The sequence below is a fragment of the Pseudomonas sp. FW215-R2 genome (assembly GCF_058789255.1).
Window position 1 is genome coordinate 138,114 of sequence record NZ_JBYTBO010000008.1, and the last position, 13,595, is coordinate 151,708.

At 61.9% G+C, this 13,595-nt stretch carries 17 protein-coding genes; all 17 read right to left on the reverse strand.

Annotated elements, in window-relative coordinates:
* On the reverse strand, positions 1–567 hold the full coding sequence (locus AC3WRD_RS13465; RefSeq protein WP_102621396.1) for a tail fiber assembly protein: 567 nt from the start codon (positions 565–567) through the stop codon (positions 1–3).
* A 10-nt stretch (positions 568–577) separates the two neighbouring features.
* Positions 578–1,669, reverse strand: a complete 1,092-nt coding sequence (locus tag AC3WRD_RS13470; RefSeq protein ID WP_102621397.1) for a phage tail protein — start codon at positions 1,667–1,669, stop codon at positions 578–580.
* Between the two features lie 33 nt (positions 1,670–1,702).
* Positions 1,703–2,164: a tail fiber assembly protein gene (locus AC3WRD_RS13475; protein WP_102621398.1), complete on the reverse strand. Its 462-nt coding sequence runs from the start codon at positions 2,162–2,164 to the stop codon at positions 1,703–1,705.
* Between the two features lie 8 nt (positions 2,165–2,172).
* The gene (locus AC3WRD_RS13480) at positions 2,173–2,793 is read right to left on the reverse strand and encodes a gp53-like domain-containing protein (RefSeq protein ID WP_371858322.1); all 621 of its coding nucleotides are present in this window, start codon (positions 2,791–2,793) and stop codon (positions 2,173–2,175) included.
* Between the two features lie 11 nt (positions 2,794–2,804).
* Positions 2,805–3,404, reverse strand: coding sequence for a YmfQ family protein (locus AC3WRD_RS13485; protein WP_096819582.1), 600 nt, complete (start codon positions 3,402–3,404; stop codon positions 2,805–2,807).
* A complete protein-coding gene (locus AC3WRD_RS13490) occupies positions 3,392–4,435 on the reverse strand; it encodes a baseplate J/gp47 family protein (protein WP_102621399.1) in 1,044 nt (347 codons plus the stop codon). Before AC3WRD_RS13490 ends, AC3WRD_RS13485 begins: the two co-directional genes overlap by 13 nt.
* A complete protein-coding gene (locus tag AC3WRD_RS13495; RefSeq protein WP_096819584.1) occupies positions 4,425–4,823 on the reverse strand; it encodes a phage GP46 family protein in 399 nt (132 codons plus the stop codon). The genes AC3WRD_RS13490 and AC3WRD_RS13495 overlap by 11 nt, the downstream gene beginning before the upstream one ends.
* Positions 4,823–5,332 carry a phage baseplate assembly protein V gene (locus tag AC3WRD_RS13500; RefSeq protein WP_096819585.1) on the reverse strand — a complete coding sequence of 170 codons (510 nt, stop codon included), beginning with the start codon at positions 5,330–5,332 and terminating at the stop codon, positions 4,823–4,825. Before AC3WRD_RS13500 ends, AC3WRD_RS13495 begins: the two co-directional genes overlap by 1 nt.
* A gap of 28 nt (positions 5,333–5,360) precedes the next feature.
* Positions 5,361–6,404, reverse strand: coding sequence for a phage baseplate assembly protein (locus AC3WRD_RS13505; RefSeq protein WP_102621400.1), 1,044 nt, complete (start codon positions 6,402–6,404; stop codon positions 5,361–5,363).
* A gap of 3 nt (positions 6,405–6,407) precedes the next feature.
* Positions 6,408–7,643 carry a DNA circularization protein gene (locus tag AC3WRD_RS13510; protein ID WP_102621401.1) on the reverse strand — a complete coding sequence of 412 codons (1,236 nt, stop codon included), beginning with the start codon at positions 7,641–7,643 and terminating at the stop codon, positions 6,408–6,410.
* Positions 7,630–9,405, reverse strand: a complete 1,776-nt coding sequence (locus tag AC3WRD_RS13515; RefSeq protein WP_102621402.1) for a phage tail tape measure protein — start codon at positions 9,403–9,405, stop codon at positions 7,630–7,632. Before AC3WRD_RS13515 ends, AC3WRD_RS13510 begins: the two co-directional genes overlap by 14 nt.
* A 130-nt stretch (positions 9,406–9,535) precedes the next feature.
* Positions 9,536–9,832 (reverse strand): phage tail assembly protein, encoded by a 297-nt coding sequence (locus tag AC3WRD_RS13520; RefSeq protein WP_003222226.1) that lies wholly within the window; start codon positions 9,830–9,832, stop codon positions 9,536–9,538.
* The gene (locus tag AC3WRD_RS13525) at positions 9,829–10,176 is read right to left on the reverse strand and encodes a phage tail tube protein (RefSeq protein ID WP_007908779.1); all 348 of its coding nucleotides are present in this window, start codon (positions 10,174–10,176) and stop codon (positions 9,829–9,831) included. The genes AC3WRD_RS13520 and AC3WRD_RS13525 overlap by 4 nt, the downstream gene beginning before the upstream one ends.
* Positions 10,177–10,243: 67 nt before the next feature.
* The gene (locus AC3WRD_RS13530) at positions 10,244–11,740 is read right to left on the reverse strand and encodes a phage tail sheath subtilisin-like domain-containing protein (RefSeq protein WP_096819589.1); all 1,497 of its coding nucleotides are present in this window, start codon (positions 11,738–11,740) and stop codon (positions 10,244–10,246) included.
* A complete protein-coding gene (locus tag AC3WRD_RS13535) occupies positions 11,740–11,919 on the reverse strand; it encodes a DUF2635 domain-containing protein (RefSeq protein WP_007954893.1) in 180 nt (59 codons plus the stop codon). The genes AC3WRD_RS13530 and AC3WRD_RS13535 overlap by 1 nt, the downstream gene beginning before the upstream one ends.
* Positions 11,916–12,500, reverse strand: a complete 585-nt coding sequence (locus tag AC3WRD_RS13540; protein WP_102621403.1) for a phage tail terminator protein — start codon at positions 12,498–12,500, stop codon at positions 11,916–11,918. The genes AC3WRD_RS13535 and AC3WRD_RS13540 overlap by 4 nt, the downstream gene beginning before the upstream one ends.
* A gap of 61 nt (positions 12,501–12,561) precedes the next feature.
* Positions 12,562–13,590 carry a phage tail protein gene (locus AC3WRD_RS13545; protein ID WP_102621404.1) on the reverse strand — a complete coding sequence of 343 codons (1,029 nt, stop codon included), beginning with the start codon at positions 13,588–13,590 and terminating at the stop codon, positions 12,562–12,564.
* Positions 13,591–13,595: the final 5 nt, after the last annotated feature.

A 13,595-nucleotide genomic window follows, 5' to 3' on the forward strand; every position in this document is an offset into this window, starting at 1 on the left:
TCAGCTGGTGACGGTTGTGCCGGGCACAGCCGGCCAGGTGATTTCGCCGGGGAAACCGGTCTGCTTTTCGATGCGGTTCAGCTCGACGCTGTAGAGCTTCCACTCAAGCAGTTGCAACTGTTCTTCGTGGCTGGCATCACCGATGTCTTCGGCGTATTGCAGGGGGGCAATGCGCAGGACGGCGTCGCGCAGCAGCGTGTCGCGTTGATTGAGGACTTTGGTAGTGAGATCCGTCCGGTGTCGTTGCTCATCGAGCACCCACGCGTTGTCCTGCCAGACATGAAACTCGTCCGGGCAAGGTTCCGCGGTGAACTCATCCGTCAGCGCACCCAATTCGCTCCAGGTCTGCTGGGCACCGTTGTCCTTGCGGTACACGATGCCGCGCAGATCAATCAGTTCACGCGGAACGCCGTTGGCCATCGCCCACGTGCGCCCCTGCTCTGCCGCCGGCAACTCGTAAGCCAGTTGAACGGCATTGGCAGGTAATTGAACGCCGATTCCGGGCGTCACGAAAAACTCCACCGGCCCCACCAGAGCGCCAGCGTCATCGACCAGATAATTGAACATTGAAAAGACCTCAGATGACTTTCATGCGGCCGGGATAGGCAACGTTGCGGGGACGGGATGAGAAGGAATACAAAAGCGTGTTGGCCGTATCCATCTGATAGCTGGTGCCGGCGGGGTAGATCGGGCCTCCGTTGGTAGGCGTGGAGTAGGTTTTCGTTTCGTGAGTCTGCGCGCCGACCGCCGCCAGACTGTCAGACCAACGTGAGCCAATGGCTCCCGCGCCCTGAGCCCCCATGGCATACGAGTGCACCGTACCCGCCTGGTTGCTGCCCATCATGCGGCCCGAGTCGACGTTGCGGCCTTCGTCCAGTACGCGCAGGAACTCGCCACGCAACTCCGGGCCTCGAAATGTCAGAGCACCATCACCCGGCGTCCAGTTGCCCTCGTTGCCCACGCGGGTGGCTTCGGTATTGAGCATTCCGGAGCGCTGCGCGTGGTCCCACAGCCAGGGCCATTCGGCACGATTCATCAGCGTGCCGTTCAGCGCGCCGTATCCACCGGGACTGAGCACGATGGTGGTTTCAAAAAACGGCCGCCCCAGTGGCGTGTTGTCGAAGCGCCCCACAGGCCACCAACTGCCAGCACCGTCGCTGCGCAAATGCCACCAGTCACCGCCGCCCATCAATACGAAGAATGGATAACCACTCGGCGAGAGATGGGTGTGAAAGCGTATGCGGTCAGTGCCGGAGGCCTGGATGACCATACGGTTTCCGCTGTTGTCCACGCGACGAACAATCACGTCACGCACGCCAAGAGCGACGTCGGCGGGAGGCAACACCAGCGTCAAGGCACCGGGACTGCCGTCGATCAGCACCAGGCCAAGCTCTTGCCCGGTCAGTGTTTTGGAAGCAGCCAACCGTGTGATGACAGAACGCATCGGACTGGCATTACCGACAACCGACTGAATGGCCTTGAACAACTGCCCGGTATCAGCCTCGGCGGCAGTCATCCCGGCGCCGGTAATCACGCTGAGAATTTCTTGTGTAACGCTGTTGCCCCACACCGCCGGTATCAGCGACCCGGGCGTTCCCGCCACCGGGTTTTCATCGACGAAGCGGCCGTCGACCAGGCCGACGCTGGGGACGCTCTTTGGATAATCCATTCACTTGACTCCTGTTCTCTTACGCCGTGCACATCATTGCCGGACCGTCTTCCTGGCTCGGGTTTTCTTCACCGTTGTGTCGCCGATCACCGACCAGTCGGGCCGATTGGCAATGGCAGGGAATAGCGTGGAAGAAGGCCAATCGCGCAAATCGCGCCGGTACTGCTGCAACGTTGTGTAGTTCTCAGCCGACAGCGTGGTCTTTTCCATCGTCTCCAGCTCGTCGCGATGGCGTGTGATCAATGGGTCTGTTTTGACCAATTGCGCATCGCGCCACTCGCGCTCGGCATTTGCTAAGTCTTCCGGCGTCATGGGAGCTGCATCGGCCAGAATCGGAAAGCCGTTCGCCCGGCAGACAATCACTTGATTGCGCCTGCAGCCGTCCATCAGCTCGTCGCGATGCGCGGGCGAAATTTCCACGGCGTCCTTGGGAATGACCGTGTTGACCCGAGAATCGAAAAAGCCTTGGGTCGAAGGACTCCAGTAAATTTTCATAGCGAGACCTATCTGCCGATGGCGATGAATTGGGCACCCAGAAAAGCGCTGGAGCCTCTGGACGTAATGGCTGAAAGACCTTTGGGTGACGCCGCGAGATAACCAATGGAGCCGGAAGTCGGGGTGTATCCGTTGGAAACCGTCAGACCATAAAAGGCAGAGTTGAAGCTGACCGGCAGAGTGGTGGTGACATCAGTCGCTGCGCTGTTGACGTAGCCCCACTGAATGACCAGGCCGCCCATCCAGAACGGAAACGCGAAGTAACCACCCCACGTGCCATTGACCAGACTGAAACCCAGCTTCATTTTTTTCGGGGTAACAGCCACCGTGTCATCCACACCGGCGACGACCTGATCCTGCGTGGCGACCTTCATTACACCTGCATTGGTTTCTGCGGCCTGAACAGGCAATTTATCGCTGATACTTTTCGCGATCGCTTGCTGAAGCTGACTGTGATCCTGTTCGTCGGGCACGATGGCAGCCGCCTTGATCACATTGACGATTTCTTCCGTCACGCCGTTGCCCCACGCAGCAGGAATCAATGACCCTGGTGTCCCGTTGATCGGGTTTTCATCGACAAACTTCCCATTCACCAGACCGGCGCTGGGCACACTCTTCGGATAATCCATTGCGTTATTCCCTAGTCATAATTGATGTGCACCTTGGTGTGCGCCGGTGCTGCCCGATGGATCATGCATTCGAGCGCCGAGCCCGGGTTCACGCCGAAGCGCTCGCCCCAGTAACTCGCACCGAAACGCCGACCGAGCAGCAGGCGGCCGCCGGTGTTGAGCGTCCACATGAACTGCGCTTCCCAGGTGCCCCAGTGCGCCGCACCAAAGCGCGAACGACCCATGCGCGGGGCTTCGAGCTCGGTGATGGTGGCGTTGGGGTAACCCTGGCTTTTGGCGATTTCCAGGTAGTAGCCGACGGCCTGGCTGCCGACCGCCAACAAGCGACGGCGTACAGCGAGGCGACGGTCGTCGAACAGCGGTGTGGCGCCCAGGCACGGGTCGGGCAGGTTCATCACCTGTTCCCAGTCCGGCACCAGTTCGCTGACACCGGCCGGGTCCATCTCGTTGAGCAGGTCGGCGGCGCGAGCGTCAAGACGCGCCAGTTCGACGGCGACGCCTTGCAGCACTTCATCGAGTTCCGGCACTCGCTCCGGGTCCCACGCAGGTCCCGAAGGCAGCAAGGCACGCAATTGCGCCTGGTATTGCGCGGCAGTTCTTATGCCCCCCATACGCAACCTCCGAAGGTGAGCAGTTCACTGTCCCCCGCGGCCACGTTCGCCACCGGGGCCGAAAGCACGTGATCGGTTTCACCCGCCGCGCTGCTGATCGCTTCGCGGATATGACTGATCAACAGATCCGCGCCGAGGTCGGCCTCGCGGTTGTGCAGATCGCGCAGTTGGGTTTCGACAGCGGCGCGCACGGCGGTGGTATCGGGCGTCAGCTTCAGTTGATAGGTCACCGGTTTCTGCACCGGCGGGAGCACATGCACTTCGGCGGTCACCGGGCGCAGCGGCTCGATGTAAGCCTGTACTTCGGCCAGTTGATCCGCATTCGGCACCGGTTGCGGGTCGTCGTCACGCATGATGTAGACGCCCACGGTGCCCGGCCCGAGAAAGCCGCCACGGCACCAGGCGCGAGTCACGCCCGGCACTTCCAGCGCCCAGGTCTCGTAGTCGCTGGCCGAACCGCCGTGGGGGATGACGCGATAGGAGCGGATCACCCGCGAGCGCAGCGACTCCAGGCTTTCCCGCGCCACCCCGCCGTTGAGCCCCGGCGCCAGCACCACAAAGCTGTTGCCGACCACACCGGTGATCGGCTGCACCGGCGTCAGCGCCAGACCGGCCTCGGCATTGCCCAGGCTGCCGGCATCAAGCGCAGCGATGGAGGTGCTGTTGACGCCATTGACGGAGGTACGCGCTGCGGTGACTTTGAAGGTGCGGCCGTCACTCGATTGCAGCAACGTATCGACGTCCAGCACCGCGCCCGCCGTCGCGTTGAAGCTGACGTTGCCGGTAGCGACTTGCGCCGGCTTGCGCGGCTGGTTCAGGCGCAACGCGGCGATGCGTTCCAGGGTCGATTCGTCGGCGGTGTCGGGCAGGATCTGCTCGGCAATCCAGTCGAGGTAGCCGTACAGGCCATAAGCGGCACCGCCGAGTGTGCGGGCCAGGACTTGCGCATCGGACTGGCGCAGCGAATCGCCGGCCAGGTCGCTTTGGGTGCGCTTGATCAGCACCGGCAGCGAAGGGGTTTCAAACGGCATAGATCACCTGCCAACTGTTATCGGGGTTGATGTCCAGACGTTCGCCGTCGGCCAGGGTCAGGACCGTACGCAGGTTCAGGCGCTGGGCGTCGAGGCGTTCGCTGATGATGTCGATGGCGCTGCAGTGGCCGTCGTCGATCAGCCACTGCAAGGCTTCGCGGGCATAGAACTCGGCGTCCATCTGGGTCTGTCGGGTCAGCTTGACCCGGCGCAGCAGCCACAACCGCGAACCGATGCGGTCGTCGGCTACGGTGGGAAAGGTGTCGCCCCACCAGCCGTAACGCTCCTCGTCGTCGAGGGCATCGTCGTCGGCCGCACGGCGCCAGGAGAACAGGCTGATCAGCACTGAACGGGTCAGCGCGGCGTGAAGGTTCTGACTGAAAAGCATCACTGACCTCCCGCCGGCGCGCCGGTCTGGCCGCTGCCCGCCTGCACGCCAACGTGCACGTGCTTGATCTGGCTGATGCCGCCAGCCAGCTGATCGCCTTTGGAAACGATCTTGCCGGTCTGGTTGATCACCGGCGTCTCGAAGTTCACGGCGGTGCTGGCGCGGATGTTGAGGGTGGAGGTTTCGATGTCGATGATCCGCCCACGCTTGAAGTGAATCTTGTCGCCTTCGTCGGTGTAGATCGCCACCTCGCCGGCCGCCAGCGATTGCAGGCGATAACGGCGGTCGGCGACCACCAGGGCAATGGCGTGGGAACGATCACCGCCCAGAAACGTGACGACGCCTTCGGCACCGGCCAGCGGATGGCTGGTGAAGCCGTAGGGTTCGAAGTGCTCCATGTCGTCGTTCACTTCACCGGCGGTGAGGCGCATTTGCAGCGATTGCAGCTTGGAGGCCGAACTGGCGAGCACGACGGTGCCGCGCGCCAGCAGGCGTGTCAGTAGGCTCATAGGGTTTCCTTGGAGGGCGGGGTCGGGCTCAGGTCTTTTTCGGCGGCGAAGGATTGGCATCGAAGGTATGCGGCGGCGCCACTTGCAGGGTGGTCACCGAGCCTTGCGCCGACAGCGAGTACGTCACCTTGGAAATCAGCATGTCTTCATCGAACCCGAGCACCGGATCCTTGACCCGCACCAGGGTGTTGTGACGCCACAGGTCACCGTTGGACTGACGCCAGCCTTGCACCTGATAAGTGGTGGTCAGCGCCCGGCCCATACGGGTTGCGCTTTCCCATTGGGCCCGTTGCTGGGCCAGTTCGAAGGTCAGTTGCGAGCCTTCGTTGATGATCGTGGTACGCCGGCGCTTGAAGCTCAGGTCGGCCGCCACCGATTCCACTTCGCTGACCGCTGCCCCGCTCTTCTTGTCGTTGCCCTTGTGCTGGCCGATCACCCGGTATTCAGAGAACACCTGGCTGAAATCCATCGGTGCATTGGCCGAGAGAATGTTCTTCCCCAGCTCCAGTGCATCGCTGGCGCGGCCGCCGCTGCCCGGTTTGGCGAGCACCAGCCGGCCTTCGGCGTCATCGGTGGAAAACACCCGGTACAGCGAGAGCAAGCGGTCGATCGACTGAAACGCCGTTTCACCCGGCACGATCGTGTGTTTGCTCAGGCGTGCGGTCTCGGGAATTTCGTTGACCACCATCAACGCGTACTCCATGGCCAGGGCCTGGACGATGCTCAACAGCGATTGATCCTGCCATTGGCCGGGGTTGTTTCTCGCCGCACAATCCACCAGATCCTGAGTCTTGGAACTGCCTTCGATGCTCAGGCTGATCTGCCGCCCGTCATAGCTGATCGGGGCCTTGAACACATAACCGGTGAGCACCAGATCCTTGCCGATCCGCACTTCGCACGGATCGCCGGCCTTGATCCGCTGATCCACGGTCTGTCCCGGCCATTGCCAGGTGATGTCGAGTTTGAAGGTGCGGAACTGGCGCTCCAGGTCCGCGGTGATCTGCACGCTTTTCCAGCCGCCGTATTCCATGTCGCCGACGGTCAGCGTCACGCGGTTGTCAGTCTCGTTCATGACTCACTCCCTGGAAACTTTGACTTCGTTGGGTGAGAAGCTCGGATGAGACAGACCGTTGCGCTGAATGACCTCGGTCACCCGCGTGGCGTCGCCAAACTGTTTGTAGGCCACGACTACTGCCGGAAAGGTTTCCTGGAAGGTTTTGCTGACCAGTCGCACACCGGACGAAGCCACAGCCTTGAGGTGCGCGATCAGCGCTTCCTTCACATCGGCGATGGCCTGGTAGTGCGCGGGATCGGCCTTGTCCTGGGCCTTTTGCAGCGCTTCGCTCAACTCCTTTTGCAGGGCTTGCAGATCGTCGGTGACCGGCACTTCCTGACGAGTGATCGGCTGCTTCGATTGCTGATCCAGCGAGGGGGTCGAGTTCAGTTTTACCGGCGTAGAGGCCACTGGCATCGAGGCAACCCACTGCGCGACTTTGACGATCAGGGTGTCCTGCACCAGGTTGGCCATCGCTTGCGCGGCGGCGTTGGTGTCCTTGCCGGTGGTGATTTTCGGTGCGTCGGCCTTGCGGATGGCTTCGAGTTGTTGGGACACGTCGGCAATCACGCCACGGTAGCCCTCCTTCGCGAATTCCTTCAGCTCTTTGATATCGCCGAGCAAACCCTTGAACTCCGCCGCCACTTCCTTGGGCAGCTCCTTGACGGCCCTGACCAGTTCGGTGATCTGCTTGTACTGCGCGATCAAAGGTTTGAGTTGTTCCTTGATCACGTCATACACGCCGGTGAGGCTGTTGCGCAGATTGGCGATGCCGATCCGCGCCGCCTTGATCAGGGTCATCGCCTGTTCGAAGCGCGCCACCGCCGAGCCGAGCAAACCGTCGGCCTTGATCAGCAGGACTTTTTGCGTGCTGACCGTCGCGGTCGGAAACGGCAGCGGCCGGTCCGGGTAGAACTTCAGGGTGAAGGTCACCATCCCGCCGTCCTGGCGGGTGTGGGTCATGTCGCACTCGCCGACCTTGACCTGCAAGCGCCCCAGCCACGGGTGCACCAGTTCGCCGCTGCCCTGTTCCAGGGCCTGGAGCAGCTTGTCGCGCTGCTCCAGGCAATCGGCACCGATGATGAACGCCGTCAGGTCGTGGGTCTTGGCCTGCTGGCCGAGATCCTCGAAAAACGGCAGGTCGCGCTGCGGGTATTCGTGCAATTGCCCCTTGCGACCGACCGGGGTTTTCGCCTGGTCGATCCAGAAGCCGACACCCCGAAAGGATGCCGGCAACAAACGGTCACGCCAGTTCATTGGAACCTCCTGCCGATAGCGAGCGATAGCCGATGCGCGAACTGAGCGCCAGCCCCGGTTGATTGGTTTGCGGTTGATCGGTGCGCAACCCCGCCGGTGCATTTTCGAAGCGCACCGTCAGGCCGCCTTCGAGTTGCGTGCGGTTGTTGGCAGCACTTTGCTGGATCAGTGCGCTGGAGGATTGCGGCAAAGAACCGCCCTGCAACGCACTGCCGCCCTCGGGTTTCGAGCTGGCTCCGAAGAATGCCGGCGCCAGTTCACCCTTGCCTTCGGCATTGGTCTGGCGTTGCGCCTGGGTCAGGGTTTCGACCTTGCCGGTGACCTTGGCGATCAGCCCGGCGAAGCCACCGTCGAACAGTTCCTTGATCGGAGCGATGACGGTTTGCAGCTTTTGCCACAACTCGCCGAACCACTCGGTGATCGGTCCCCAGTTCTTGATGATCTGCCCCAACGGTGTCCATTCGAACATGTTGTGCAGGAACTCCAGCACCGGTGCGGCCAGCGCCTGCACCACGCCCCACAGCGCCGAAAACACTTCGCTGATCGGCTGCCAGTACTGGGCGATCTGCTCCAGCGGCGACCATTCGAACAGACTCTGGAAGAAGCTTTTGACCTGCTGTGCCGAGGCTTGCAGCGTGGCCCAGATCGGTTCGAAGAACGTCACGATGGCGCCCCAGTTGTTGACGATCATCCCCAGCGGGGAATAGTCGAACAAGGTGCCGAAGAAATCCTTGATGGCTTGCGCCGCCGGTTGCAGCGAGGCCCAGATCGAGGCGAAGAAGCCGGTGATCGCGCCCCAGTTGTTGATGATCATGCCCAGCGGCGTCCAGTCGAACAGACCTTTGAGGAACGACATCACCGGCACACTCAAGGCCTTGAGCAATTCCCAGATCGCCGAAAACAGACCGGTCAACGGCCCCCAGTTTTCCAGGATCAGGCCCGCGGGCGACCACGAGAAAACCGACTTGAAGAAGTCGATCACAGGCGCGGTCACGGCCTTGACCTTGTCCCAGATCCCCGAGAAGAAACCCGTGACCGGTTCCCACAGCGCCGCCAGTGCCTCCAGCGGCCGCCAGTCGAGCACCGAACGCAACGTCGCCATTGCACTCGCCCCGGCGTTTTTCACGCCCTCCCACAATCCGGTGAAGAACGCGGAAATCGGTGTCCAGTTGGCCACGATCAAACCGGCCGCCACGGCAATGCCCATGGCGATCAACATGATCGGATTGGTCTTGAGCACCATGCTCATCACGTCGAACACCTGTGTCGCACCGGTGACGGCGGTTTGCATGGCAGAAAACGCAATCGCCCCCGCCGCCAGCCCTTCGACCAGTTTCGGGTTGTCGGCCAGCAGGCTGCCGACCTGGGTCAGCACCGGTTCCAGCCCGACCACCAACGCCCCCACGGCCGGCACCAGTGCGGCGTCCACCGCGGCGGAGACCTTTTCCATCGACGCACTGAACACGTTCATGTTCTGCGCGGCGGCTTTCGGTGTTTCCGGCAGATCGACGGTTTTCGCCGTTTCGCTGACTTCGGTCAACTTGCCCTGAAACGCAGCAGCCGATTTGATGCCGTCCACGAACGGCGTAATCACGCTGCCGCCCTTGAACAGACCGCTGATGTCCAGTTTGCCGAGGCCGGTCTGTTCGAGGTTTTTCTTGAAACTCTCGACCTTTACTCGCAGGGCACCGAGCTTGGGCGACAGTTCATCGATGCCCGTCAGCAGCACCGAGGTTTTCTCTTTCTTTTCTTCGTCTGCCATCACTGCACCTGCTGCATCGCATTGATCCGTTGCGCGTGCTCCAGCGATTCGCGGAGCACATCCAGTGGCCTGGCCATCATCTGTTCGGGGTCAACCTTCCAGAACCAGGCCAGGTCATAGGCGACCGAAATCAGGTCGGTGATGGCTCCGACGCCGCACTCATGAAAAAACTCGCAACGGCCCAGCTCAGCGCGTTGAGGTCAGCCAGATCCAGCTGGTTGACCGACGACGGCGGAATGCCGGCGCACACGGCGATGTATTTGGCCGCCACGTCCATGTCGAGGCTGACCTCTTCGCTCTTGTCGATCTTGTACGGCAGCGCCTTGATCGCTCGCACCTCCTGCACCGTCGGACGGCGCAGGACGAGTTCGGTCAGGGGCTCGCCGTGAGCTTCGATCGCAACCTGAAGCTTCACGGCGCCGCTCATTGCCAGGTCCCCTTGATGCCTTCGAATTTCAGTTCGATGGTGGCGTCATCGCCTTTGGAGACTGGCTCTTCGACCAGGTAGGCACCGGCCAGCACATAGACTTTGCCGTTGCTGAATTCGCAGGTGACGGTGATGTCGGTGCCTTCGATCAGCTTCTTCAGCGGGAAGTCGGCGGTGTGCAGCGCGGTCACTTTGAACGACGGCGCGATGTCGGTTTCCTTGTAGAAACCCGGCACGACGGTTTCACGTTTGACGGCCATCAGCGGGGCTTCGCAGCCGCCGTTGATAGTCAGTTGTGCACCGTCGACCTTGACGTAGCAGGTGCCTGCAATCAGTTGACCCATGGTGTTACTCCCTTCAAATAAAAAGCCCACGCAAGGTGGGCTGAAATCACAGTGTCAAACGGGCCGATCAGGCGACGTCGTCGTACTGCAGACGGAACTGGTTGAGCAGTGCGAACACGCGCAGACCGTTGATGTAATCCGGCGGGAACAGCACGTTCACGCGGCTCGGGTCCTGCACGTCGCGCTCGACGATCAGGTGCTCGGCGAACAGCTCGGCGTTTTCCACGTGGCCTTCCAGTTCGAGCTTGGCGTACTGGGCAATCAGCTCACCGCGAATGGTCGCCGGGGTGACGATCGGCTGGCCGGCGCCGAAACGGGTGCCGTCGGAGGCCAGTTTGTGGCGACCGTATTTGCTGGTGATCACGCTTTGCAGGCGACGCACGATGAACGCCGACTGGTGCATGGTTTCGCTGTCCAGGTACGAGTTGTCGGCCTGGCCGTAAGCGTTCTTCTGATAGGTGGTGATCGAGCGCTGGATGCGCACGTAACCGCCTTCGTAGTACGCGGTGGCGATGCCGTAGTTGAGCAGCGACTGACGCTCGGTCAGGGTGAAGCGCTCGCTGGCCGGTGCCGGATCGACACCCGGCAGGCTGCCGCTCTGGGTCGGGCGGCTGGCATCGGCCGAGATGAACACCGAAGTGCGTGCAGCCAGTGCCGCAGCTTGTACCCACACCGGTTGCGGAACGCCCGGCTCCAGCGCCTGAATGGTCATGTGCTGGTCATTGCGAGCTTGACCGGCTGCCACCAGAGTGCCGACGGTGCCGCGCTTGGCGCTGTAGACGTGACCGAACAGTTGCTTGGCCCACGACCAGCGACCGGTGCTGTCATCCATCACCGCTTGCCAAGTGTTGAGGGTCGCCAGGTCGGACCATGGCAGCGTGATGAATTCGAACGGCTCATCGCCCAGTGCCGCAACGGCAGCCACTTGATCCGGTACACCGACGCCGCCGGTCATGGCGGTGATCGCGGTGGTCAGACCGGCCGGGGTTTCTTCGCCGTTGCTCTTGCCCAGGCGATTGAATTGCAGGCTGATGTCGTTGCCGCTCTCGCCGGTCCATTTGGCGTTCAGGGTTACCACGCCTTCAGCGGCTGCAGCGCTCACCGGCAGATCGGCGGTGGCGTTGATTTTCTGTGCCAGGGCGGTAGCCGCCTGGGCAGCAGTGGCACCGTTGACCACGGTGGCCTGTACACGGACGCCGCCGACATACAGGTTGAGCACGCCAGCCTGAGTCGCGGTGCCGGTCAGGGTCAGCACGCCTTTGGCGATGGCACCGGTGGCGTTGTGCAGCGGCAGGCACCAGATCTCACCGATCGGGTCGGCCTTGCGGAAGGTCTCGTACATCGAGGCCAGCATCGAGCCCTGGCCGCCAATGCTCTTGGCCAGTGCCACGCTGGAAACCAGCACCAGTTTGCCGACTTCGCTCGGGGCGATGTTGTCGTTGACCTGCGCCACGATCAGGCGGCGCATGGACGAGGACGCGCTATTGGCGGCCGAGTTGTCCATTTCGGCATAGAACAGCGGTACACGAATGTCCGCAGGAATGTTGCTGAATCCGATCGCCATTATTTGGCTCCCTTTTGTTTAGCTGTTGCGGTTTTGAGGGTGATATCGCCGTCGGCCAGACGCCGGCGCCACCAGGCGCTGTCCAGCACTTCACGGCCTTCCAGTGGCAGCAGGTCGCCTGCTTCCGGGTCCGGCACGGCACGGCCAGCGGCCGGCACTACGGTGATGCGGTTGCTCATGGGGTTACGTCTCCAGAGAAAGTCATTTCCACGCGCCCGTCAGGGCCCGGGTGTTTCAGGTTGGGGTCGGCCGGGTCGATCGCATCGACCCGCACGGTGACCCCGGTAAAGGACGACAAACCGTCCAGTTCACGTTCGTGCCAACTCTCCGCAGGCTGACTTGGCAGATTGCGGCCCAGCTGGAACTCGGCAAAAAAGCGCAGCCGGTAGAACGCGCGGCTGCTGTTGATCGAGACCGTTTCGCCGCCGTCATAAACGATGGCGCTGTAGTCGGAACCGGGCTTGAAACCCACCAGCGCCCGCCACACTTCGGCGCGCAGGTCGTGCAACAGATCCAGCGCTTTTGTGGCGTCCGTGGCATCAAGCACCAGGATGATTTCGAAGCGGTCGCGGATCGGTTGGCTGGCAGAGTTCTGTGCGGTGCTGGCGCTGGCCAGATCGGCCAGCGGTAAAACATGAGCCGACGGTGTCGGCAGATTCGGGTTGCCTTGCAGAAGCGCCAGGTCGACACCTGTCGCGATATGGCCGGCAAGGCTTGGGCATTGCGCACGCAGCTGCGTGAGGATCGGGGAGATCTTCATGGGGAGCGTTCCAGGATGTGTGAGTGGCCACAGTGATGCGTGTGGCGGTGAGACCGGGGGATCAGTCCTTGGCTTTTGCCTCGGGATCCCGGCCGTTGGCTTCGATCAGGCAGCGATAGCTTTCTTCGGGCTTGCCGCTGGCAGTCACCTTCTCGATCGACCAGCGACCGCGCATGAAGTCGGGCCAGGTGTCATCGAGCACCAACAGACCTTCGGCCACCAGCAGCGGATCACCCGGGCAAGTAACTTTCAGCTTGTATTTCTCGCGCAGCATCTTGCGCACTTCGGCTTCGCCGATGGCTTTGGCTTCTTCCACACTGGCCTGCTTCTGGCGAATGACCTTGTAGGGCGCCGAGCCGGTTTTCACCTCCACCTGCTTGCCGGCATTGGCGTCCCAACAGCAGACTTTGCAACCCTGATTCTGGGTGCGGGCGGTCTCTTCCAGCGTGGCGCTGATGAAGGCGTGATCGCCCGGCCGATTGTTGTGGGTCACCGACAGCCTGACGTTCGGTATCACCTGACCCGACAGGGTTTTGAGCTGCGCCGGTTTCGCCAGTACGTAGAGGTCGTTGAACGGTTTGGCTACCGCGTCGTACTTTTTCGCCAGTCGCGTGATGAAGCTCATGTCGGTTTCGTTCGACTGGTCGACATGAGCGATCCTGATCAGCGCCAGTTCGGGATCGACGCGCGGGGAGAAACCGTGCGGCTCAACCAGTTTGCGAAACAGCCCGCCAAGCGTCGTGGGGCCATGACTGGCCGTGCGCCGTTCCTTGAATCCGGTTTCGTCCTTGCCGCTGAAAGGCGCGGCGGTCGCGACCAGCGTCAGGCGCAGCGGGAACAGCGTGGGTGTCAGTCGAGTGACCTTGAAATGGCCCTTTTCGACCAGCCCGGTCTCCAGATAGCCCACCCGCAAGCCTATGATTCCGCCCAGGGTCGGCAAGCCTTCAAGGCCTTCCAGGTCGAGCACCAGCGTCAGTTGATCGGACTCCATTCCGGCGGCATCGATGTGTTCCCAACTGATCAGGCGCTGGTTCAGCAGGTCCTTGTTAGCGCCGTAGATTTCGATCGCCGGTGTAAATCCCTGTGCCATGCAGC

Bases quoted from the DNA above. Each gene is read 5' to 3' on its own strand.
- AC3WRD_RS13465 (WP_102621396.1), bottom strand. From the start codon at position 567: ATGTTCAATTATCTGGTCGATGACGCTGGCGCTCTGGTGGGGCCGGTG.
- AC3WRD_RS13470 (WP_102621397.1), bottom strand. From the start codon at position 1,669: ATGGATTATCCAAAGAGCGTCCCCAGCGTCGGCCTGGTCGACGGCCGC.
- AC3WRD_RS13475 (WP_102621398.1), bottom strand. From the start codon at position 2,164: ATGAAAATTTACTGGAGTCCTTCGACCCAAGGCTTTTTCGATTCTCGG.
- AC3WRD_RS13480 (WP_371858322.1), bottom strand. From the start codon at position 2,793: ATGGATTATCCGAAGAGTGTGCCCAGCGCCGGTCTGGTGAATGGGAAG.
- AC3WRD_RS13485 (WP_096819582.1), bottom strand. From the start codon at position 3,404: ATGGGGGGCATAAGAACTGCCGCGCAATACCAGGCGCAATTGCGTGCC.
- AC3WRD_RS13490 (WP_102621399.1), bottom strand. From the start codon at position 4,435: ATGCCGTTTGAAACCCCTTCGCTGCCGGTGCTGATCAAGCGCACCCAA.
- AC3WRD_RS13495 (WP_096819584.1), bottom strand. From the start codon at position 4,823: ATGCTTTTCAGTCAGAACCTTCACGCCGCGCTGACCCGTTCAGTGCTG.
- AC3WRD_RS13500 (WP_096819585.1), bottom strand. From the start codon at position 5,332: ATGAGCCTACTGACACGCCTGCTGGCGCGCGGCACCGTCGTGCTCGCC.
- AC3WRD_RS13505 (WP_102621400.1), bottom strand. From the start codon at position 6,404: ATGAACGAGACTGACAACCGCGTGACGCTGACCGTCGGCGACATGGAA.
- AC3WRD_RS13510 (WP_102621401.1), bottom strand. From the start codon at position 7,643: ATGAACTGGCGTGACCGTTTGTTGCCGGCATCCTTTCGGGGTGTCGGC.
- AC3WRD_RS13515 (WP_102621402.1), bottom strand. From the start codon at position 9,405: ATGGCAGACGAAGAAAAGAAAGAGAAAACCTCGGTGCTGCTGACGGGC.
- AC3WRD_RS13520 (WP_003222226.1), bottom strand. From the start codon at position 9,832: ATGAGCGGCGCCGTGAAGCTTCAGGTTGCGATCGAAGCTCACGGCGAG.
- AC3WRD_RS13525 (WP_007908779.1), bottom strand. From the start codon at position 10,176: ATGGGTCAACTGATTGCAGGCACCTGCTACGTCAAGGTCGACGGTGCA.
- AC3WRD_RS13530 (WP_096819589.1), bottom strand. From the start codon at position 11,740: ATGGCGATCGGATTCAGCAACATTCCTGCGGACATTCGTGTACCGCTG.
- AC3WRD_RS13535 (WP_007954893.1), bottom strand. From the start codon at position 11,919: ATGAGCAACCGCATCACCGTAGTGCCGGCCGCTGGCCGTGCCGTGCCG.
- AC3WRD_RS13540 (WP_102621403.1), bottom strand. From the start codon at position 12,500: ATGAAGATCTCCCCGATCCTCACGCAGCTGCGTGCGCAATGCCCAAGC.
- AC3WRD_RS13545 (WP_102621404.1), bottom strand. From the start codon at position 13,590: ATGGCACAGGGATTTACACCGGCGATCGAAATCTACGGCGCTAACAAG.